Annotated in this window: 15 protein-coding genes and 2 pseudogenes; 9 read left to right on the top strand and 8 right to left on the bottom strand. The window is 54.2% G+C overall.

From position 1 onward, the window contains the following. Nucleotides 1-6: 6 nt before the first annotated feature. Genes pcaF through pcaC form a run of 4 tightly spaced genes read left to right on the top strand, consistent with a single transcriptional unit; the run spans nucleotide 7 to nucleotide 3704 of the window. Complete coding sequence (gene pcaF, locus WM46_RS06190) at nucleotides 7-1209, top strand: 3-oxoadipyl-CoA thiolase (RefSeq protein WP_102601737.1); 1203 nt, start codon at nucleotides 7-9, stop codon at nucleotides 1207-1209. Nucleotides 1210-1218: 9 nt separating this feature from the next. Beyond that, the gene (locus WM46_RS06195) at nucleotides 1219-2583 is read left to right on the top strand and encodes a 3-carboxy-cis,cis-muconate cycloisomerase (protein ID WP_102601738.1); all 1365 of its coding nucleotides are present in this window, start codon (nucleotides 1219-1221) and stop codon (nucleotides 2581-2583) included. Beyond that, nucleotides 2561-3325, top strand: coding sequence for a 3-oxoadipate enol-lactonase (gene pcaD / locus WM46_RS06200; RefSeq protein WP_102601739.1), 765 nt, complete (start codon nucleotides 2561-2563; stop codon nucleotides 3323-3325). Before WM46_RS06195 ends, pcaD begins: the two co-directional genes overlap by 23 nt. Beyond that, nucleotides 3315-3704: a 4-carboxymuconolactone decarboxylase gene (pcaC, locus tag WM46_RS06205; RefSeq protein WP_102601740.1), complete on the top strand. Its 390-nt coding sequence runs from the start codon at nucleotides 3315-3317 to the stop codon at nucleotides 3702-3704. The genes pcaD and pcaC overlap by 11 nt, the downstream gene beginning before the upstream one ends. Nucleotides 3705-3750: 46 nt before the next feature. Here the strand turns inward: pcaC and WM46_RS06210 are convergent, their stop codons facing one another. Both WM46_RS06210 and WM46_RS06215 read right to left on the bottom strand, forming a co-directional pair. Further along, a complete protein-coding gene (locus tag WM46_RS06210; RefSeq protein ID WP_061077630.1) occupies nucleotides 3751-4983 on the bottom strand; it encodes a sensor domain-containing diguanylate cyclase in 1233 nt (410 codons plus the stop codon). Between the two features lie 53 nt (nucleotides 4984-5036). Beyond that, nucleotides 5037-7151, bottom strand: coding sequence for a putative bifunctional diguanylate cyclase/phosphodiesterase (locus WM46_RS06215; protein ID WP_102601741.1), 2115 nt, complete (start codon nucleotides 7149-7151; stop codon nucleotides 5037-5039). Nucleotides 7152-7586: 435 nt separating this feature from the next. Here WM46_RS06215 and WM46_RS06220 point away from each other — a divergent pair, with 435 nt between their 5' ends. From WM46_RS06220 to dbpA, 4 genes and pseudogenes are all read left to right on the top strand, one after another. Next, nucleotides 7587-8720 carry a methyl-accepting chemotaxis protein gene (locus WM46_RS06220; protein ID WP_102601742.1) on the top strand — a complete coding sequence of 378 codons (1134 nt, stop codon included), beginning with the start codon at nucleotides 7587-7589 and terminating at the stop codon, nucleotides 8718-8720. Between the two features lie 89 nt (nucleotides 8721-8809). Next, the gene (gene zntB, locus WM46_RS06225) at nucleotides 8810-9793 is read left to right on the top strand and encodes a zinc transporter ZntB (RefSeq protein ID WP_061077627.1); all 984 of its coding nucleotides are present in this window, start codon (nucleotides 8810-8812) and stop codon (nucleotides 9791-9793) included. A 344-nt stretch (nucleotides 9794-10137) separates the two neighbouring features. After that, nucleotides 10138-10255 (top strand): annotated as a pseudogene (locus WM46_RS26760) (hypothetical protein); the annotation flags it as partial. Between the two features lie 23 nt (nucleotides 10256-10278). After that, the gene (gene dbpA / locus WM46_RS06235) at nucleotides 10279-11652 is read left to right on the top strand and encodes an ATP-dependent RNA helicase DbpA (RefSeq protein WP_102601743.1); all 1374 of its coding nucleotides are present in this window, start codon (nucleotides 10279-10281) and stop codon (nucleotides 11650-11652) included. A gap of 43 nt (nucleotides 11653-11695) precedes the next feature. On the opposite strand, the gene ttcA is transcribed toward dbpA, so the two are convergent. Both ttcA and WM46_RS06245 read right to left on the bottom strand, forming a co-directional pair. Beyond that, nucleotides 11696-12631, bottom strand: coding sequence for a tRNA 2-thiocytidine(32) synthetase TtcA (ttcA, locus tag WM46_RS06240; protein WP_102601744.1), 936 nt, complete (start codon nucleotides 12629-12631; stop codon nucleotides 11696-11698). 65 nt (nucleotides 12632-12696) lie between these two features. After that, nucleotides 12697-12843, bottom strand: a pseudogene (locus tag WM46_RS06245) (site-specific integrase); the annotation flags it as partial. A gap of 219 nt (nucleotides 12844-13062) precedes the next feature. Here WM46_RS06245 and WM46_RS06250 point away from each other — a divergent pair. Beyond that, complete coding sequence (locus WM46_RS06250; RefSeq protein WP_102603790.1) at nucleotides 13063-14259, top strand: MFS transporter; 1197 nt, start codon at nucleotides 13063-13065, stop codon at nucleotides 14257-14259. 51 nt (nucleotides 14260-14310) lie between these two features. Here WM46_RS06250 and uspF read toward each other — a convergent pair whose 3' ends face one another. The 4 genes from uspF to nifJ all read right to left on the bottom strand — a co-directional run bounded on the left by uspF (nucleotide 14311) and on the right by nifJ (nucleotide 20212). Further along, nucleotides 14311-14745: a universal stress protein UspF gene (gene uspF, locus WM46_RS06255; protein ID WP_061077624.1), complete on the bottom strand. Its 435-nt coding sequence runs from the start codon at nucleotides 14743-14745 to the stop codon at nucleotides 14311-14313. A gap of 81 nt (nucleotides 14746-14826) precedes the next feature. Next, nucleotides 14827-15039, bottom strand: a complete 213-nt coding sequence (locus WM46_RS06260) for a KTSC domain-containing protein (protein WP_043000601.1) — start codon at nucleotides 15037-15039, stop codon at nucleotides 14827-14829. Nucleotides 15040-15194: 155 nt separating this feature from the next. Beyond that, entirely contained in the window at nucleotides 15195-16319 is a 1125-nt protein-coding gene (ompC, locus tag WM46_RS06265) for a porin OmpC (RefSeq protein WP_061077623.1), read from the bottom strand. Nucleotides 16320-16687: 368 nt separating this feature from the next. Next, nucleotides 16688-20212, bottom strand: coding sequence for a pyruvate:ferredoxin (flavodoxin) oxidoreductase (nifJ, locus tag WM46_RS06270; RefSeq protein ID WP_102601745.1), 3525 nt, complete (start codon nucleotides 20210-20212; stop codon nucleotides 16688-16690). Nucleotides 20213-20394: the final 182 nt, after the last annotated feature.

Consider the following 20394-nt stretch of genomic DNA (forward strand, 5'->3'; position numbering starts at 1 on the left):
ACTATGATGAATCAGGCATTTATCTGTGATGCAGTGCGCACGCCGTTTGGTCGATTCGGCGGAACGTTGGCGAACGTCAGGGCTGACGATCTGGCCGCTATTCCACTGAAGGCGCTGCTTGAACGCAACCCTGGCCTCGATCCCGCGTTGATCGATGACGTGATTTACGGCTGTGCAAATCAGGCGGGAGAAGATAACCGCAACGTGGCGCGAATGGCGCTGCTGTTGGCCGGGTTGCCGGAAAGCGTTCCGGGCAGTACGGTAAACCGGCTGTGTGGTTCCAGCCTCGATGCCATTGGTATTGCCGCGAGAGCGATTAAAAGCGGCGAAACACAGCTGATGATCGCCGGTGGCGTGGAGAGCATGTCACGTGCGCCGTTTGTGATGGGCAAAGCGGAAAATGCCTTCAGCCGCAATATGAAAATCGAAGACACCACGATTGGCTGGCGCTTTATCAACGCGCAAATGAAAGCACGTTATGGCGTGGATTCCATGCCGGAAACGGCGGAAAACGTGGCGCAGGAGTTTGGCGTAACGCGCGCCGATCAGGATGCGTTTGCGCTGCGCAGCCAGTTGCGCACCGCTGCCGCTCAGGAACAGGGGTTGTTCGCGCAAGAGTTAATTTCAGTGACAGTGTCACAAAAAAGAGGCGAGCCGCTGATTTTTGGCGAAGATGAACATCCGCGTGCGACATCGCTGGAGGCGCTCGCCAGGCTGAAAGGTGTCGTCCGTCCTGACGGTACGGTGTCGGCGGGCAATGCGTCTGGCGTTAACGACGGTGCCTGTGCGCTGCTCATCGCCAGCGAGCAGGCGATGGCGCAGCAACGTCTACAACCGCTGGCGCGGATTGTCGGCGTGGCAACGGCTGGCGTCGCCCCGCGAATTATGGGGTTTGGCCCGGCGCCAGCGGTTCGCAAAGTACTGGCGCAGACGGGTTTAACGCTTGGTCAGATGGATGTTATCGAGCTTAACGAAGCGTTTGCCGCGCAGGCGCTGGCGGTGATGCGTGATTTGGGGTTACCCGATGATGCCGCGCAGGTGAATCCTAACGGCGGTGCGATCGCCCTCGGTCACCCGTTGGGGGCATCGGGCGGGCGTCTGGCGATGACCGCCGCTTACCAGTTACAGCGTACCGGCGGACGCTATGCGCTCTGTACCATGTGCATTGGCGTCGGTCAGGGGATCGCATTGATTATTGAACGCGTGTAAGGAGCAGGAATGACCTTGCTAACCCCGTTGATGCGCGGAACCGCGCTCACGGCAGAATTTTCAGACATATCGCTTCTTCAGGGGATGCTCGATTTTGAGGCCGCGCTTGCCCGCGCGCAGGCTGCCTGCGGCGTGATACCGGCAACGGCTGTCGGGCCTATCACCCTGGCCTGTCGCGCGCAGGAGTTTGATCGGCTGGCGCTGGCGGAATCGGCGCGGGCGGCGGGCAATCTGGCCATTCCGCTGGTGAAACACTTAACCGCGCGGGTGAAGAGCGAGGATCCTGACGCCGCACGTTACGTACACTGGGGGGCAACCAGCCAGGATGTGATCGATACCGGACTGGTCCTGCAACTGCGAGCGGCGCTCAATCACACGCAACGTGCGCTGGAGCAATTGACTGCGGCCTTTGCTCAGCAGGCGCATCGCTATCAGCATACCGTCATGCCGGGTCGCACCTGGATGCAGCAGGCGCTGCCGGTGACCTGGGGACTGAAACTGGCCGGTACGCTTGATGCGCTGCTGCGCTGGCAGGAACGCCTGCAACCTCTGCTGTCGCGTGTACTGGTGCTGCAGTTTGGCGGCGCGGCGGGAACGCTGGCGTCACTCGGGCTGAACGCTCTACCGGTGGCAGAGCGACTCGCGCAGGAACTGGCGCTGACGCTGCCGGATACGCCCTGGCATACCCAGCGCGATCGGCTACTGGAAGTGGGGGCATGGTACGCCGGTGTTGGCGGTACTCTCGGCAAGTTTGCTCAGGACTTCGCGCTGCTGATGCAGACCGAAGTGGCGGAAGTGAGCGAACCCGTCGTCGCGGGTCGGGGCGGATCGTCGGCGATGCCGCACAAGCGAAATCCGGTGAGCTGCGCGGCGATCCTCACTGCCATGCAGAAAACGCCAGGACTGATGGCCACACTCTACAGCAGTCAGTTACAGCAGCATGAACGCGCGCTCGGCGGCTGGCAGGCAGAATGGGAAGTCCTGCCGGAGATCGTCATGCTGGTCGGGCATGCCATCGAGGAAACCCAACAGCTCGTCCTGAATATGCAGGTCTTCCCGCAAAAGATGCGTGACAACCTGGATATCACTCACGGCCTGATGATGGCGGAATCGGTCACTCTGGCTTTGGCGGCGTTTATCGGCAAGCAGGATGCCCATCATCTGATTGAAGGGCTGTGCCATCGCGCGGTGGCAAGCGGTCATTCCCTGCATTCGGTACTCGTTAAGGAGCCGCAGGTGATGGCCCATCTTAATGAATCACAACTGGCGGCGTTACTGGACCCAGGCACGGCAACGGGCTGCGCGGCGCAATTTGTGCAACGCGTGCTTGCACGTTATGAGGAACAACAGCATGGAACTGAATTACCAGATTGATGGCCCGGACGACGCGCCGGTGGTGGTGCTATCCAATTCTCTGGGCACGACGCTGGCGATGTGGGCGCCACAGCTTGCGGCACTGAGCGCGCAATATCGGGTGCTGCGTTATGACACCCACGGGCATGGCGCGACAAACAATGCGGGGCCAACCGATCTCGCCCGGCTGGGGCTGGATGTGATTGCGTTGCTCGATCACCTGGATATCCCGGCAGCGCATTTTTGCGGGATCTCGATGGGGGGACTCACCGGACTGTGGCTGGCCTGCCATCAGCCGCAGCGACTGCTGAGCGTAACGGTGATAAACAGCGCCGCGCGTATAGGCGACGAGGCGGGCTGGCGCGCCCGCGCGCAAAGCGTTCGTCAGAATGGACTGCGCGATATTGCCGTCAGCGCTCCGGAACGCTGGTTCAGCCCTGCTTTTCGTCAGTCGGCACCGCAAACGGTCGCCGCATTGTGTGAGCCACTCGCTGCGTCGTCAGCCGAAGGGTACGCCGCCTGCTGTGAAGCGCTGGCAACGGCCGATTTGCGTGAGCAGATTACCGGGATTACACGACCGACGCTGTTGATTGCCGGTGAAAATGACCCCGTCACCACCGTGGCCGACGCTCAGTTTATGCACCAGCGTATTGCCGGTTCTGTACTGGCCGTGGTGAAGGCGTCCCATTTATCCACTATTGAAGCGCCGGGTGCGGTGAACGCGGCGTTGTTATCGTTTCTGGGAGGACAACATGCAGGATGAAGAACGCTATCAGCAGGGAATGGCCGTACGCAGGGCGGTTCTGGGCGATGCGCATGTTGACAGGACGGTGCAAAACCTGACGCTGCTGAATGAAGACTTTCAGCAGTTTATTACCCGTTATGCCTGGGGCGATATCTGGAGTCGCCCCGGACTGGATCGGCATACGCGCAGTATGATAACCATTGCGATGTTGATTGCGCTGAACCGCGAGGCGGAGCTAAAAATGCATCTCAATGCCGCGTTCAACAACGGCGTGACGCGTGAGGAGTTGAAAGAGCTGATCATGCATTCGGCACTTTATTGCGGTCTGCCCGCCGCCAATGCGACGTTGCATCTGGCGCAGCAAGTTTTCGACCAGCGCGACGCCGACGGGATGTAAATCAGGCACCCCTGACGACAGTGCGTGTCGTCGGGGGCATCGTTTATCAGGCGGCCAGTACCCGGTTTCTGCCATCGTTTTTGGCCCGGTAGAGCGCGGCATCCACCCGTTTAAACAGTTCATCGATACTTTCGTTCGGTTCGCGGTGGGCGACGCCAATACTCACGGTAAAGCGCGGCAGGCCGGGAAGGCCGATTTTCGCTACCGATGCGCGTATGGATTCGGCTAACTGCAACGCGGTCTCCAGCGGAGTGCGCGGTAACAACAGGACAAACTCCTCGCCGCCCCAGCGAAACACTAAATCCCCTTTGCGTGCGCAGGACTCCAGGTTTCGAGCCAGCTCGCAGAGAACTTCATCGCCTTTCAGATGACCATACAGGTCATTAATACTTTTAAACCGATCGGTATCAATGAGCAGCAGACTGTAATCCTGGGCCAGGGTGAGATGCTGCATCTGCCCCTGTTCGGTCAGTTGATAGAACTGGCGGCGATTGAGTAATCCGGTCAGAGCGTCATGCAGGGCGGCGCGCTCCAGTTCCTGTTCGAGACGTTTCTGTTCGGTAATATCGTGAATGATGCACAACATCAGTCTGTCGCCGTAGATTTCAATCGGCCCGGCATAGGTTTGCACATGACGGGTGGTGCCATCGGCAATTTTATGGACAAAATTTAACGGCTTATGCCCGCCCGGCAGTCGCGCGATCTCATGCATAACGGGCAGAACCTGGCGACCCAACATATTGATTTCCCAGGTGTGCTTTTGGCACATCGCTTCCAGGCTGTAGCCGTAGAAATTGAGTGCCGCCAGGTTGGCGTCGACAATCAGGCCATCTCTTGACGGATCGATCAGCAGCATAGGGGCGGAGTTAGTGAGAAAAAACCGGGCATAGAATCCCTGCTTTTTACGCTGATAAGTGGCGGAACGGCTGGCTTTCAACCCCTGTACCGCCGGGATATCAATGCCTTCAAACAGAATCACTTCACCGGTTCCTGGCAGATCGTTAATCGACAACCGACAGGTGAGTGCAGCCTGATGATTCTCACGAGGCACCGTCAGAATCTCGACAATATCCCGCTGGCGACGAAGATCGGTAATATAGTTCGGCAATGTATTCTGCGCATGGGTGGAATACACCCCTTTACGCAGTTGGCTGAAGGTGTACCCCTGCATCACTTCTCTGGCGATACGATTGGCAAAGACTAATTCTTCGGTACAAGGGGAGACGATCCAGACCGGCAGTGTTAATAAATCCAGTGCATTCAGGTTGTGTGCAATCATCAGTAATCCTGTTATTTTTATTAATTATTGTGCAACCATGCGAATATCGTTTTTTATAGTGTGATAGAACGTTGTTGCGGTAAACAGCAAACAACGTTCAGCTGTTTAATGAGGTTATCCCTTTGTAATAGTGTTGGTATTTGCTGCACAGGTATGGGTTGCGCATATAAAAAGCCTTGCAGTACGCCACAGCCCATCTGCGTCAGAAGTCGCTCTTGTTCTGGCGTTTCTATCCCTTCCGCGACGACGCGTAAATTCATAGAGTGGGCAATATCAATAATCGTCGAGACAATTTTGCTGCTCTTGTTGTTCTCATTGATATCTTTAATAAAGATACGATCGATCTTCAGTTCCCGGGCCGGGAGGGATTTCAACATTAGCATGTTTGAATATCCGGTTCCGAAATCATCAATAGAAACCGTGATCCCGGCAGTCGAGAAAGCATTAAGGATCTCGATGCTCCGCCCGAGATTTTTCAGCGCGGCACTTTCGGTTATTTCCAGCGTTAATCGTGACGGCGGGATCTGATAGCGGGCAAGCGCGCTACAGACGATATCAACAATATCATGCTGTTCAAACTGTGTGGGAGAGAGGTTAACCGCGAGCGACCAGTCGGTATGCCCCTGCTGGGTCCACTGACAGAGCTGTGAGCAAGCCTGCTGAATCACCCATTTCCCGACCGAAAGCATGAGGCCCGTATCTTCAAGCGTGGCAAGAAACGCGCCAGGCAGCAGTAACCCGTGTTCCGGATGCCGCCAGCGCAGTAGCGCCTCGAAGCCGGTCAGCGTGTGATCGCTGGCGGTGTATTTGGGCTGATACCACAACTCGAATTCATTACGCGCCAGCGCCTGGGACAGGCCCTGTAAGAAGGCTGGCGCAGTGGTCACAGTGGCTTCCATTTCCGGCTGGTAGATGGCCCAGCCATCCCGACCCTGTTGTTTCACATGATACATCGCGACATCCGCCTTCACGCGTAACTCATGGGTGGTGGTGCCATGTTCGGGATAGAAGCTGAGTCCGGCGCTGAGCGAAACACGAATAATATGACCTGAAAGGGAGAAAGGCATTCGCAGGGCGTTGACAATACGGTCCATTCGCGAGGAGATGGCTTCGGTATTGTTCTCTGGCATCAACAGAATAAATTCATCGCCGCCTAAGCGGGCTAGCGTCATGGTGTCATCAAGACAGGCGAGGATGCGTTGGCTACTGGCTATCAATAACTGGTCGCCTATATGGTGCCCCCAGGTATCATTGACGATTTTAAAGCGGTCAAGATCGATAAAGGCAACGGCAAATCGCCGCTGCTGGAGCGCCGAATCTTCCATACAGTTGAGTAAGCAGGTATCGATTTGCGCGCGGTTTGGCAGTCCCGTTAGCGCATCAAAATGACGTTGCTGCGTCAGTTGCTTGTTGAGATGATAGAGCGTTTCCGCCAACTGCGACGTCCGCATGTGCGAGTCCAGCATCGCGATGATCAGCATCATACCCAGCGTGACCAGCGTAATACCTGCGACGCAAACGGCGAGTTCGACTTGGCTTAAGCCCGTGTGGAGTTCGTGGTTGTGATGACTGAACGTGGCGGCGCTCATGCCGGTGTAATGCATGGCGGAGATCGCCAGGGCGACAATCAACGACGCGGCCAACCGGTTAAGCAAGGCCTGACGTGTAGTCTGGCGCGGCGTAAAAGCCAGCCGCAGGCCGAGACCGGAGGCCGCAACGGCAATAATAACGGACAGAGCAACCAGCCCCTGATTCCAGACGATGGCGCCATGCCCAGCGATCGCAGCCATCCCGACATAATGCATAGCCACCATTCCCATGCTCAGAACCGTGGTGGCGGCAAGTAGCCTGATTCGTGAAAGTGGAATACCGGAAATGGCAATGTGAATCGCCAGCGACGCCGCAATCAGGGCGATCGCAAAGGAGAGGGCGGTCAGCGGAAGATGATAGTTAAGGGGCATGCTCATTTTCATCGCCAACATTCCGATGAAGTGCATTGACCAGATCCCGATACCGAGCGTAATACCGCCCGATAAGCGCCAGAATGTCGATTCTCGCCGCACAGAAATAGCCACTTTACCCACGCTATCGAGGGAGACAAATGCAGCTATGAACGCAACAAGAAACGAGATGCCGATTAAAACCGGATCCCATGATACGTGCAACATCTGGCTTTCCATCGAATGTCTGTCGTGCAGTTAAATTTAGCAGGGATTCATCCATTCGCATGAGAAATGAAAGGACAAATACCGAAATTTTTGCCCACCTCATTAGCGTTCAGAGGCAAAAAGCGGCAAGAGCGCGACTGTGCGTACTCAAACGTTATGAAATCTAATCATTTAAGTCAGATTAAACGTTTATCAAAGAGAGTGTTGTATCGCTTAACTGTTAAGCAGTGGAATCGCTTGGGCGTGTAGGGGAAAGCGGTCTCACCTCATGATTAACGGTAAGCATAAGGCAAACTTAATTGGCATTATCCTTCTTTAAGGTAAATTTGATGGATCTCTGCGTGAAGTTCGAATAGCGAGCTGAACGCGAAGAATATATGCTTTTCTGATGCTATATAAATATGACCTGCCATATTAATCTCTAACAGGTTTAAAATGTTAAAACACATTAGCGTCAGAACATTTATTATCGTATTTCTGCTATTTACCTTTAGCCTGATTAACATTGTGCAAATAATGTACTCGGTCAGGCTGCAGGTTATTATTTCAATGAATGTACTTTTTTTGTTGGCGTTATTCGCATTATGGTGCTACATGACAATATATCTTGTCACGCCCATCAATACGGTAAAGAAAAGTATTGAACAGGTGACAGCGGGAAATCTCGCCGTTCATATTCCTGAATTTGGTAATAACTGTGCCGGGAGACTGATTCCGGGTATCAACAGTTTATCCGGCAGTATCGCGACGCTGGTGCGCGAGATCCGACTTTCCTCGAAAACGGCGCTGTCGTTGTCAGAGCAACTGGCCGCCCGTAGCGCTGAATTATCCGTAAAAACGGAACAACAGTCTGCCTCTTTAATCCAGACGGCTGCCAGCATGGAACAGATGGCGGCCAGCACGCGTAACAACGCTGACCACACGCGACTCGCTAATCAGCAGGCCAATAGCGCGATGCAATGCGCGTACAAAGGCAGCGAATTAATGGTTCAGGTTGCCAGCAACATGCATTCGATTACGACGTGTACACAGCAAATGACAGAAATAATTACCCTGATTGATGATATTGCGTTCCAGACCAATATTCTGGCCCTGAATGCTGCAGTCGAAGCGGCGCGCGCCGGTGAGCAAGGAAAAGGATTTTCCGTAGTGGCGACGGAGGTACGAAATCTGGCGCACAGAAGTGCCGAAGCCGCAAAAAATATTCGGGGACTTATCGACGTCACGCATCAAAATGTACAACAAGGCGCAACGGTCGTAGGGGAAACAGAAAAGAATATGCAGGAAATCGTTCAGGGCGCAGGGCAGTTAAGTCAGTTGATGCAGGAAATATCAACCACCACGGCTGAACAGGAAAAAGGAATAAATCAGATAACCCAGGCAATGAACGAACTGGAAAAAGTCACCCAAAGTAACGCGTTGATGGTGGATGAATTATCCGGATCGTCGGATGTGCTGAAATCGCAGGTTGTCGATCTCCAGTCGAAAACACATCAGTTCCGTTTAAGTGATTCGACAGAAGAGATTTCTACCTCAGCACACAAGCGCTACGCCCGTGGCTTTTCATGAGCCCTGGCAGCACATTGGGAGAATGAGTGGTTGCTTAACATACGTCGACGGCTAGACTAACCAGAAAAGCGCGAAGTATGGGAAGCAAAATGGAAGCCATTAAAGGGTCTCAAGTTAGTGTGCCGGATGCGGTGTTTGCCTGGTTGCTGGACGGCAAAGGCGGCGTGAAACCGCTGGAAGATGATGATGTGATCAGCCGTGAACATCCGTGCTGGCTGCATCTGAACTACACGCATCCGGACAGCGCGCAATGGCTGGCGACAACGCCGCTGCTGCCGAATAATGTCAGGGATGCGCTGGCGGGAGAAAGCCTTCGTCCACGCGTCAGCCGCCTGGGCGAAGGGACGCTTATTACGCTGCGCTGTATCAATGGCAGCACTGATGAGCGCCCGGACCAACTGGTGGCGATGCGTCTGTATATGGATGAACGGCTGATTGTCTCCACGCGTCAGCGGAAGGTGCTGGCGCTTGACGATGTCGTCAGCGATCTCCAGGAAGGCACCGGGCCTGCTGACTGCGGCGGCTGGCTGGTTGACGTATGCGATGCGCTGACCGATCACGCCAGCGAATTTATCGAACAGTTGCACGATAAAATCATCGACCTTGAAGACAATCTGCTCGATCAGCAAATCCCGCCGCGCGGCTTCCTCGCGCTATTGCGAAAACAACTGATTGTGATGCGCCGCTATATGGCGCCGCAGCGCGATGTCTATTCGCGACTGGCCAGCGAGCGTCTGGCGTGGATGACGGACGATCAGCGACGCCGGATGCAGGACATTGCCGACCGGCTGGGAAGAGGGCTGGATGAAATTGATGCCTGTATCGCCCGCACCGGCGTGATGGCGGATGAAATTGCCCAGGTCATGCAGGAGTCACTGGCAAGACGTACCTATACCATGTCATTGATGGCGATGGTTTTCCTCCCCAGCACGTTTCTGACCGGACTGTTCGGCGTCAATCTCGGCGGCATACCCGGAGGAGGATGGCAATTTGGCTTTTCACTCTTTTGTATTCTGTTAGTGGTTCTGATTGGTGGTGTTACTTTATGGTTGCATCGTAGTAAATGGTTGTAAAAACGGGTGTTTTAAGAGATTTCTCTGCCTAAAAACGGCGTTAAGATTGAGCGAAGTCAATAAATAGCACGCCTGTTCGGGGCAATATCACTCTTGCAGGTGAATGCAACGTCAAGCGATGGGCGTTGCGCTCCATATTGTCTTACTTCCTTTTTTGAATTACTGCATAGCACAATTGATTCGTACGACGCCGACTTAAATAAGTCGGCTTTTTTTTGTCTGCCTGTTTTCAGCGACTACCCTAAAAGGGAGTCCACGACAGACCGGAGGCAACTATGTGTCAATTGTTAACTCTGCACGATCGGACGATTCATTTCTCTGATTCTGTGCCAACTGAACCCATTCCCATCTGATCCTATTCCCCGTCCGCAGCCGATGCCGGATCCGCCGCCGGATGAAGAGCCGATTAAAATGTCGCATCGTACGCGCAGATCTGCGAGGATACGCGCCTGCCGACTGTGAGTCGTTTACCGTGAGATTAAATTGTGACTGCTTTTGCTACCCTGAATGTGTTACCCGCCGCCCAGCTCGAGAATCTGAACGAGTTGGGGTATCTGTCCATGACCCCCGTCCAGGCGGCGGCGCTGCCAGCGATCCTTGCCGGGCAGGATGTTCGGGTGCAGGCGAAAACCGGCAGCGGTAAGACGGCAGCATTTGGTCTCGGCTTGTTACAGCATATTGATGTCGCCCTGTTTCAGACGCAGTCGCTGGTTCTCTGCCCGACGCGAGAACTGGCAGATCAGGTGGCCGGTGAACTGCGTCGCCTGGCGCGTTTCTTACCGAATACCAAAATCCTGACGCTTTGCGGTGGCCAACCCTTCGGAGCACAGCGCGATTCTCTTCAGCATGCGCCGCATATTATCGTCGCCACGCCCGGTCGTTTGCTCGACCACCTGCAAAAGGGCACCGTTTCGCTGGACGCGCTAACCACTCTGGTGATGGACGAAGCTGACCGGATGCTGGATATGGGGTTCAGTGAGGCAATCGACGAGGTGATCCGTTTCGCGCCCGCGTCGCGTCAGACGCTGCTGTTTTCTGCCACCTGGCCGGAAGCGATTGCGGCAATTAGCGGTCGCGTGCAGCGTAATCCGCTCTCTATCGAAATTGATGCGGTGGATGCGCTCCCCGCCATTGAACAGCAATTCTTTGAAACCTCTGCGCACGGTAAGATTCCGCTGTTGCAAACGCTGCTCAGTCAGCATCAGCCGGCTTCCTGCGTGGTGTTCTGTAATACCAAAAAGGATTGTCAGGCGGTGTGCGATGCACTCAATGAGGCCGGGCAAAGCGCGCTGGCACTTCATGGCGATCTGGAACAGCGCGACCGCGATCAGACGCTGGTGCGTTTTGCCAATGGCAGCGCGCGGGTGCTGGTGGCGACTGACGTTGCGGCACGCGGGCTCGATATCAAATCGCTGGAGCTGGTGGTGAATTTCGAACTGGCGTGGGACCCGGAGGTTCACGTTCACCGGATTGGCCGTACCGCGCGTGCCGGGAACAGCGGTCTGGCTATCAGTTTTTGTGCTCCGGAAGAGGCGCAGCGGGCGAATATTCTCTCTGAAATGCTGCAGCTCACCCTTAATTGGGTCCCTGCGCCAACGCAACGCAGCGTAGCGCCGCTGGTCGCTGAAATGGCGACGTTGTGCATCGACGGCGGCAAGAAAGCCAAAATGCGTCCAGGCGATGTGCTGGGGGCGTTAACCGGAGATATTGGTCTGGATGGTGCGGACATTGGCAAAATTGCCGTGCATCCGGCACATGTCTATGTGGCGGTCCGTCAGTCGGTCGCGCATAAGGCGTGGAAACAACTGCAGAACGGGAAGATTAAAGGTAAAACCTGTCGGGTTCGTTTGCTGAAATAAACCCGTGTTGGGCCGGAGATGAAAACTATCCGGCCCATTGCTATTACTTCACTTCGACAACGTTCAGGCGAAGTTCATCAAGCTGATTGTCGTCTTCTTCCGGTTGCCAGCCTGCAGGCTGGAGCGGGATCTCTTCACGATCAAACGCCAGATCGCCGCCATCAACAACGTCAGAACCGTGCTTAATACCTTTGAAGTCGAACAGGTTAATGTCGCTCAGGTGTGAAGGCACCACGTTCTGCATGGCGCTGAACATCGTCTCGATACGGCCAGGATAACGCTTATCCCAGTCACGCAGCATATCGGCAATCACCTGACGTTGCAGGTTCGGTTGCGAACCGCACAGGTTGCAAGGGATGATCGGGAAACCTTTGGCTTCGGCAAAGCGTTCGATATCCTTCTCGCGGCAATAGGCCAGCGGGCGGATCACGATGTGTTTACCATCATCACTCATCAGCTTCGGCGGCATACCTTTCATCTTTCCGCCGTAGAACATATTCAGGAACAGGGTTTGCAGAATATCGTCGCGATGGTGACCCAGCGCAATTTTAGTGGCGCCCAGCTCCGTCGCCGTGCGATAGAGAATACCGCGACGCAGGCGTGAGCAGAGAGAGCAGGTGGTTTTGCCTTCCGGGATCTTATCTTTCACGATCCCATAGGTGTTCTCTTCGACAATTTTGTACTCAACGCCCAGTTGCTCAAGATACTCAGGCAGAATGTGCTCAGGGAACCCGGGCTGTTTCTGGTCCAGGTTAACGGCAACCAGCGAAAAGCTAATCGGGGCGCTTTGTTGCAGATTGCGCAAAATTTCCAGCATCGTGTAGCTGTCTTTGCCGCCGGACAGGCAGACCATGATGCGGTCGCCATCTTCAATCATATTAAAATCGGCAATCGCTTCGCCCACGTTACGACGTAGACGTTTTTGCAATTTGTTCAGGTTGTACTGCTCTTTCTTATTCATTTCTTGATTTTGCGACATGTAATCTTTACTCAACGCTCAAATGGGGCACCAGTGAGGCAAAGGCGTTTTAATTCGCCTGCATCGATTTCATACACTATCTGCGCATATTTGTGCCCCATCTGATTAGCAATATAAGACGGGTTTGCGCCTGCGGGCCAAAAACCGCATGCGAAAGTGTGCCGTGTATGGTACGGATTGCGGCGACGAATGCCAGCACGTTTTACCGCTGAGCGACAAATCGTAGGGATGCACACTGAGCATCAGGTAACGCATCCGGTCTGCATTACTCATCATTAAGGATGATGATCAGAAGCCTGCGCGTATTCCGGGTCATGGCATCGTAGGGTATATTGCGAGTCATGCCGGGCATAATGATTGGTTTTATCGTCAGTTATCCCGAATAAACTGGATACGCATTGTGCTTACCATGAATCGGGATGATTAATCAGATGGCTGCCGAACATACCCTGCCTGTCGCCGCACAAAATAATAATATTCTTCGCCTGTCTGCCGCGCAGGCGCTCGCTGGCGCTAACTCTGTGGTTTTCTACGCCACAGGGGCCATTGTCGGGGATGCTATCGCGCCCAGTAGCACGCTGGCCACGCTGCCCATCACCATGTTTGTACTGGGAATGGCGGCCTGTATCTTGCCGTTAGGCGCGCTGGCGCGAAAACGAGGTCGTAAAGCCGCATTTATGGTCGGCACGGGGGCGGGGGTTATTACCGGTCTGAGCGCTGCTCTGGCCGTGGTTATTGGTTCATTTTTGCTGTTTTGCGCGGCGGCATTCATGGGCGGCGCATACGCGGCGGTCGCGCTGAGTTTCCGCTTTGCGGCAACCGATGGCGTCACGGCCGAACGCCGGGCGCGGGCGTTGTCACTGGTGATGGGAGGCGGTGTCATTGCCGGAGTGATTGGTCCGACGTTGGTTTCCGGTACGATGAACCTCTGGCCGCCTCACACCTTCGCGGTGACGTTCCTTGCGCAGGCATTCGTCGCCGTGATATCTGCGCTGATACTCAGCGGTGTGACCCCAGCGGAATCGACTGTCGCGACAACATCAGGGGGGCGCTCTTTGCGCGAGATCGTGCGTCAGCCTGGGTTTATCCGAACGGTATTCAGCGGCGCGGTGACGTACATGATCATGAACTTTCTGATGACCGCAGCTCCACTATCCATGCACATGCACGGGATCTCACAGCAGGCGTCGAATCTCGGTGTCCAGTGGCACGTCATTGCAATGTATGGCCCCGGCTTTTTCACCGGCAGATTGATTCAGCGCTTTGGCGCCATGCGAATAGCATCGGTTGGATTATTGATCACCGCAGGCTCTGTGCTGGTCGGTCTTAGCGGAACCGACATCTTCCATTACTGGCTGTCGCTGATTTTGCTGGGGCTGGGCTGGAACTTTGGGTTTACTGGCGCATCGGCGAAAATCATTGACTATCACCGGCCCGAGGAAAAAACACAGGTACAGTCTCTGAACGATTTTGTCGTATTTGGGGTAATGATCGTAGGTTCATTCTCGTCGGGAGCATTACTGAATCACTACGGCTGGAATGCGGTGCTCTGGGGTTCACTGATACCGGTTGGCATTGCGCTGCTTTGCAACGTCAACGCGTGGAATGTGAAAAACACGCGTAAATAAGCCTCTGAAGGGTGATGCAAAAAGCCCGCAGCGATCTGCGGGCTGAAAATGTCAGCGTACGACCAGTACGGAACACTCGGCGTGGCGTACCACGGCTGCGGCGTTTGACCCCAGCAAATACGTGGTAATGTCCGGGCGGTGTGAAGCAATAATCACCATATCCACCGCTAATTTTTTCGCCATTTCCAGAATTTTGTCTTTTGGCGAGCCTTCAACGACATGGATCTGTACTCTGTCCGACGGGATAGTGAACTTCTTGATAATCTCTTCCAGTTGAGATTTCGCTTCGGCTTTCAGATCATCCATGGCAGGCAACTCCGCAGAGTAGGCCAGGCCCAGTGCAGAATAGTAAGGCAGAGACGGGATGACGGTCAGGAAATGAACCTGTGCATCGTCAATTTTCGCTTCGGCCTCGACATGATTAATCACACGTTGAGTTAATTCTGAGTCTGAAATATCGATGGGTACAAGAATTGTTCTGTTCATTAAACCTCCTGTTTGAGTATCCATATAAAGTGTAACGTCTTATCACCGATTCAGTACAATGACAAAGATCACAATTCAACATTATTTGCTTTTGATTTCCGGGTACTTTCCCTTAATTACCCCGTCATAAAATCGGCCTTTTGAGACCACGGAAAGAAAATTCCGGTATATATGCGCAGGAACGCCGCGATATTGCAGAACACCCGTCTGGTAGAAACGGATTTCCAGCGTAGAGGATTTCTCGTCATAGCCGACGGATGCAATTCGTGATGATTTTACAGGCTGATGGTTCATGGCGGCATCCTCAACGGCAGGTCATACCCTGAATATATCATTTAACCAACGGGGATTTTAGTCTTCGTGATATCGCATTTTGTTATAGGCAAAACGAATGGGTTATGACGGCGAGGAAAATGAAAAAGCCCGCCGTTGCCAGCGGGCAGAAGGGCTTAGAACTGATAGACCATACCGAGTGCGACGACATCATCGGTATTAATATTGTTACGAGAATAGAAGCTGTCGTCGTTGTCCAGCAGGTTGATTTTATAGTCAACGTAGGTGGACATGTTTTTGTTGAAGTAGTAAGTCGCGCCAATATCCGCGTATTTCACCAGATCTTTGCTGTCATCATTGCCCTGGCCGGTCAGATCTTTACCTTTTGACATCAGGAAGGACACCGCCGGACGCAGACCGAAGTCGAACTGGTATTGCGCCGTCACTTCAACGTTCTGGGTTTTGTTTGCTACGCCGTCATCACCGTACGGGGTCATGTTACGGGTTTCAGAGTACATGGCAGCCAGATAAATGCTGTTGGCGTCATATTTCAGGCCCGCCGTCCAGGCATCTGCCTTATCGCCACCCGCAACGCGGCCACCGGCATTGACTTGCTCGTTGGTACGATCGGAGGTGGTGTAGGCAGCGCCGAAACTCATTCCCATCCCGAAGTCATAGGTCGAAGAGAGACCAAAACCGTCGCCATTAGAGTTCTGGACAGTACGATCGCCGCCGTTGCCGGTACCTTCCTGTTCATTGGTGATTTGATCTTCGTTAGCCCCCTGATACTGAAGGGCGACGTTCAGGCCATTAACCAGACCGAATAAATCCGTATTACGATAAGTCGCGACACCGTTGGTACGGCCAGTCATAAAGTTGTCTGAGCGGGTATAGGAGTCACCACCGAATTCAGGCAGCATATCGGTCCAGCCTTCCACGTCATACATGACGCCGTAGTTACGACCATAGTCGAATGAACCGTATTCACCCCATTTCAGACCTGCAAAAGCAAGACGAGTGAAGCTGTTGCCATGATCGCTTTCGGTGGTGTTGGCGTTAACCTGATATTCCCACTGGCCGTAACCGGTCAGTTGGTCATTAATTTGTGTTTCACCTTTAAAACCCATACGGACATAAGTTTGATCGCCATCACTGTTAGCATCATCAGAGAAATAATGCAGACCATCAACTTTGCCATAGAGATCTAATTTGTTGCCGTCTTTATTATAAACTTCAGCGGCGTGTGCTGCGCCTGCCGCTAACAGGGCAGGGATAACAAGGGCCAGTACTTTTCTTTTCATCGAAATAATCCTTTAGTTTTTTATTTGCCTGTAACTCCCTCTCTTGGGGAGTAAAAACATGCTAAAGGAGAAGTTCCGTAAAGAGATAAGTATCAATTGTTACGTCTTAAGTAAAACCTTAATGAATTAATTCCATAGAAATGATAATAATTGGCATGAATATAATTCTATAAAACATACAAAATAAAAATTATACAAAATAAATCCAATGCGATATTCTTCGTTCGTTATATGCCTTTATTGTCACATACTGCTTTTTTGTTGGTCCAATGCGACGCGTACTGATTTACCGACAACGAATTTGACAAGCCCGAACAGCTGTTCGGGCTTTTTTTTTGAGTATCCAGATAACGACGTTAATCAACCGATCAGTCGGTACTGGTTTTCTCTGCTTTACCGGCGAGTTGCGCCAGGAAGTCATAGCGTTTTTGCAGATCGGCCGCGGCGTCCTTCCATAACTGCTCGGCCACTTCCGGTTGCTGTGCATTCAGGCGACGGAAACGTTGCTCGTTGAGCAATGTCTCTGCCAGCGCATCTGACGGCGGGCGAGAGTCCAGCGCCAGCGGCAGTTTGCCTTCATCCGCACGACGTGGGTCAAAACGGTAGAGTGGCCAGAAGCCGGTCGCCGTCAACTGACGCATCTGATCGTGACTCAGCGCGAGGTCATAGCCGTGTTCTTCACACGGGCTGTAGGCGATGATCAGCGACGGACCAGGGTACGCTTCCGCTTCCTGAATCGCCTTCACGGTCTGGTTGAGTTGCGCCCCGAGCGAAATCTGGGCGACATAGACATGACCGTACATCATCATGCTGACGCCCAGATCTTTACGCGCCTTCCGCTTGCCGTGCTCACCAAATTTCGTCACCGCGCCAAGCGGCGTGGCTTTTGAGGCCTGACCGCCGGTGTTGGAGTAGCACTGCGTATCCAGCACCAGAATATTGACGTTTTCAGTCAGGCTCATCACATGATCCAGCCCGCCGAAGCCAATATCGTAGGCCCAGCCATCGCCGCCAATCAGCCAGATGGATCTTTCAACCAGCGCGTCGGCGTCGGTGAGCAGTTCACGTGCGCCATCGACATCCTTCAGATGCTGACGCAGCGCGGCAACCTGCTCACGACGCACGTCAGGGGTCGCGTCTGTATGTAATGCCTCGTTCAGTTCAGCCGGGATCTGGTCGGCAAACTGTTCGAGCAGACGCAGCACGCGTACGCGATGCTGATCGACCGTCAGACGAAAGCCCAGACCGAACTCTGCGTTATCCTCAAACAGCGAGTTTGCCCATGCGGGGCCGCGCCCATTGGCATCGGTCGTGTACGGTGTGGAAGGCAGGTTACCACCGTAAATTGACGAACACCCCGTGGCGTTGGCAATCAGCATTCTGTCGCCATAGAGTTGGGTCAGTAACTTGATATACGGCGTTTCGCCACAGCCGGAACAGGCACCGGAATATTCAAACAGCGGCGTAATCAACTGAGAGGTACGAATATCGATGCGCTCGAGTTTACTGCGGTCAATTTCCGGCAGATCGAGGAAGAAGTCATAATTCACTTTCTCTTCTTCGACGTGTTCAAGGCGCGACATCATATTGATGGCCTTGATTTCCGGATTCTGACGGTCTTTCGCCGGGCATACTTCCACGCACAGATTACAGCCGGTGCAGTCTTCCGGCGCGACCTGCAGAACGTATTTCTGTCCGCGCATATCGCGTGATTTCACATCCAGCGAATGCAGGCTGGCGGGAGCGTTCTCCATTGCTTCAGGCGAAACCACTTTGGCACGAATAGCCGAGTGCGGGCAGGCCGCAACGCAGTGGTTACACTGGGTGCAAAGTTCCTCTTTCCAGATGGGGATCTCTTCGGCGATGTTGCGTTTTTCCCAGCGCGTGGTACCCATAGGCCAGGTGCCGTCGGGCGGCAGCGCAGAGACAGGAAGGGCATCGCCGAGCCCCGCGAGCATCGCCGCGGTCACGGTCTTCACAAAATCAGGCGCGGCGTCAGACACCACCGGAGGACGGTTGGCGCTGTGCGGATCAACCGCCTGCAGCGGCACTTCAGCAACAGATTCGCGCGCCAGCGCCAGTGCCTGCCAGTTGCGTTCCACCAGGTCCTGACCTTTGCTGCTGTAGCTTTTGGCGATTGCTCCCTGAAGTTCAGCCAGCGCGCTATCGCCCGGCAGAATTTGTGTCAGATGAAAAAAAGCCATCTGCATGACGGTGTTAATACGCGCCGCCAGTCCACATTCACGGGCGATTTTCGCCGCATTGATGACGTAAAAACGCGCTTTCTTCTGGTTCAGTACCGCCTGTACTTCCTGCGGCAAGCGCGACCAGACCTCATCCGCGGGATACGGCGTATTCAGCAGGAAAATACCGCCAGGCTTCAGTCGCTCAGCCATCTGGTACTTATCGATAAACTGCAACTGGTGACAGCCGACAAAATCGGCCTGTGAGATCAGGTAAGCAGAGCGGATCGGCTGTTCACTCACGCGCAGGTGAGACACCGTCAGACCGCCTGCCTTCTTGGAGTCATACACGAAGTAGCCCTGGGCATACCACGGCGTCGAATTACCAATGATCTTGATGTTGTTCTTGGTCGCCGAAACGCTACCGTCACTGCCGAGACCGTAAAACAGCGCCTCCAGCTTCGCCGTCGCTGGCAAAGTGTTATCAGGCAGCGGCAGCGACAGGTTGGTGACATCATCGTAGATGCCGACGGTGAAGCGCGGTTTCGGTTTCGCATGGCGGAGTTCATTAAAGACCGCGAGCACGCAGTCCGGGCCAAACTCTTTTGACGAGAGGCCATAGCGGCCGCCAATCACGCGCGGCAACGTTTCACGTTCACCGCTGTTGAAAGCTTCCGCCAGCGCGGTCATCACGTCGAGATAGAGCGGTTCGGCCTGAGCGCCCGGCTCTTTGGTGCGATCGAGCACGGCAACCGCACGGACGGAGTCAGGCAAGGCCCGCAGCAGATGTTTAGCCGAGAAGGGGCGGAACAGGCGCACTTTCAGCACACCGACTTTCTCGCCGCGCGTCAGCAGTTCGTCAACCACCTCTTCGCTGGTGCCGATAGCAGAGCCCATCAGAATGGTGACCCGTTCGGCCTGCGGATGGCCGTAATATTCGAACGGCTGATAGTGACGGCCGGTTGCGGCAGCGAAATCATTCATCGCCTGCTCGACATGATCGTATACCGCGTCATACCACGGGTTGGTCGCCTCGCGGGACTGGAAGTAAGTGTCCGGATTCGCAGAAGTGCCGCGGATCACCGGGTGCTCCGGATTGAGCGCCCGGGCGCGGTGCGCGTCAATTTCAGCCTGCGGCATCAGGCCGCGAATCGTGTCATCCGCCAACGGGATGATTTTGTTGATTTCATGCGAGGTACGGAAACCATCAAAGAAGTGAATAAAGGGAACCCGGCTTTTCAGGGTCGCGATTTGCGAGATCAGTGCGAAATCCTGCGCTTCCTGTACGCTCGCGGCGCACAGCATGGCGCAACCGGTCTGGCGGACCGCCATGACGTCAGAATGATCGCCAAAAATGGACAACGCGTGGGTTGCCACGGTACGGGCGGCGACATGCAGTACAAAGGGGGTTAATTGTCCCGCCAGTTTGTACAGCGTGGGGATCATCAGCAGTAACCCCTGTGAAGAGGTAAAGGAGGTGGCAAGCGCGCCGGTTTGCAGCGCACCGTGAACGGTCGCGATCGCACCGCCTTCCGACTGCATTTCGACGACGCGCGGCGTATCTCCCCAGATGTTTTTAAGCCCGTTGCCTGCCCAGGCGTCAGCCTGTTCAGCCATCGTTGAACTGGGCGTAATGGGGTAGATGGCGATAACTTCACTGGTACGAAACGCCACCGAAGCGACTGCACCATTACCGTCAATTGTTTGCATATGACACCCTTACATTGCGCAAAAAAAAAGGGACGCAGGAAACCACTTAGCGTCCTGATAGTTATTCCTTTAGTATAGGACTTTCCTGTATTCCCTAGAAGTTGTGCCGCTTTCGAGTGCACAAATTGACACAAGGCTCGCAAAAACAACGACAATTTCATTACCCGGCACGTAACACCGGG

Origin of the sequence: Citrobacter freundii complex sp. CFNIH2 (assembly GCF_002880615.1) — a bacterium.
GTDB classification, from domain to species: Bacteria; Pseudomonadota; Gammaproteobacteria; order Enterobacterales; family Enterobacteriaceae; genus Citrobacter_A; species Citrobacter_A amalonaticus_F.

What these genes read in the sequence shown, in the direction of transcription:
- pcaF (WP_102601737.1), top strand. Translation starts at nt 7, where the DNA reads ATGAATCAGGCATTTATCTGTGATGCAGTGCGCACGCCGTTTGGTCGA.
- WM46_RS06195 (WP_102601738.1), top strand. Translation starts at nt 1,219, where the DNA reads ATGACCTTGCTAACCCCGTTGATGCGCGGAACCGCGCTCACGGCAGAA.
- pcaD (WP_102601739.1), top strand. Translation starts at nt 2,561, where the DNA reads ATGGAACTGAATTACCAGATTGATGGCCCGGACGACGCGCCGGTGGTG.
- pcaC (WP_102601740.1), top strand. Translation starts at nt 3,315, where the DNA reads ATGCAGGATGAAGAACGCTATCAGCAGGGAATGGCCGTACGCAGGGCG.
- WM46_RS06210 (WP_061077630.1), bottom strand. Translation starts at nt 4,983, where the DNA reads ATGATTGCACACAACCTGAATGCACTGGATTTATTAACACTGCCGGTC.
- WM46_RS06215 (WP_102601741.1), bottom strand. Translation starts at nt 7,151, where the DNA reads ATGTTGCACGTATCATGGGATCCGGTTTTAATCGGCATCTCGTTTCTT.
- WM46_RS06220 (WP_102601742.1), top strand. Translation starts at nt 7,587, where the DNA reads ATGTTAAAACACATTAGCGTCAGAACATTTATTATCGTATTTCTGCTA.
- zntB (WP_061077627.1), top strand. Translation starts at nt 8,810, where the DNA reads ATGGAAGCCATTAAAGGGTCTCAAGTTAGTGTGCCGGATGCGGTGTTT.
- ttcA (WP_102601744.1), bottom strand. Translation starts at nt 12,631, where the DNA reads ATGTCGCAAAATCAAGAAATGAATAAGAAAGAGCAGTACAACCTGAAC.
- WM46_RS06250 (WP_102603790.1), top strand. Translation starts at nt 13,063, where the DNA reads ATGGCTGCCGAACATACCCTGCCTGTCGCCGCACAAAATAATAATATT.
- uspF (WP_061077624.1), bottom strand. Translation starts at nt 14,745, where the DNA reads ATGAACAGAACAATTCTTGTACCCATCGATATTTCAGACTCAGAATTA.
- WM46_RS06260 (WP_043000601.1), bottom strand. Translation starts at nt 15,039, where the DNA reads ATGAACCATCAGCCTGTAAAATCATCACGAATTGCATCCGTCGGCTAT.
- ompC (WP_061077623.1), bottom strand. Translation starts at nt 16,319, where the DNA reads ATGAAAAGAAAAGTACTGGCCCTTGTTATCCCTGCCCTGTTAGCGGCA.
- nifJ (WP_102601745.1), bottom strand. Translation starts at nt 20,212, where the DNA reads ATGCAAACAATTGACGGTAATGGTGCAGTCGCTTCGGTGGCGTTTCGT.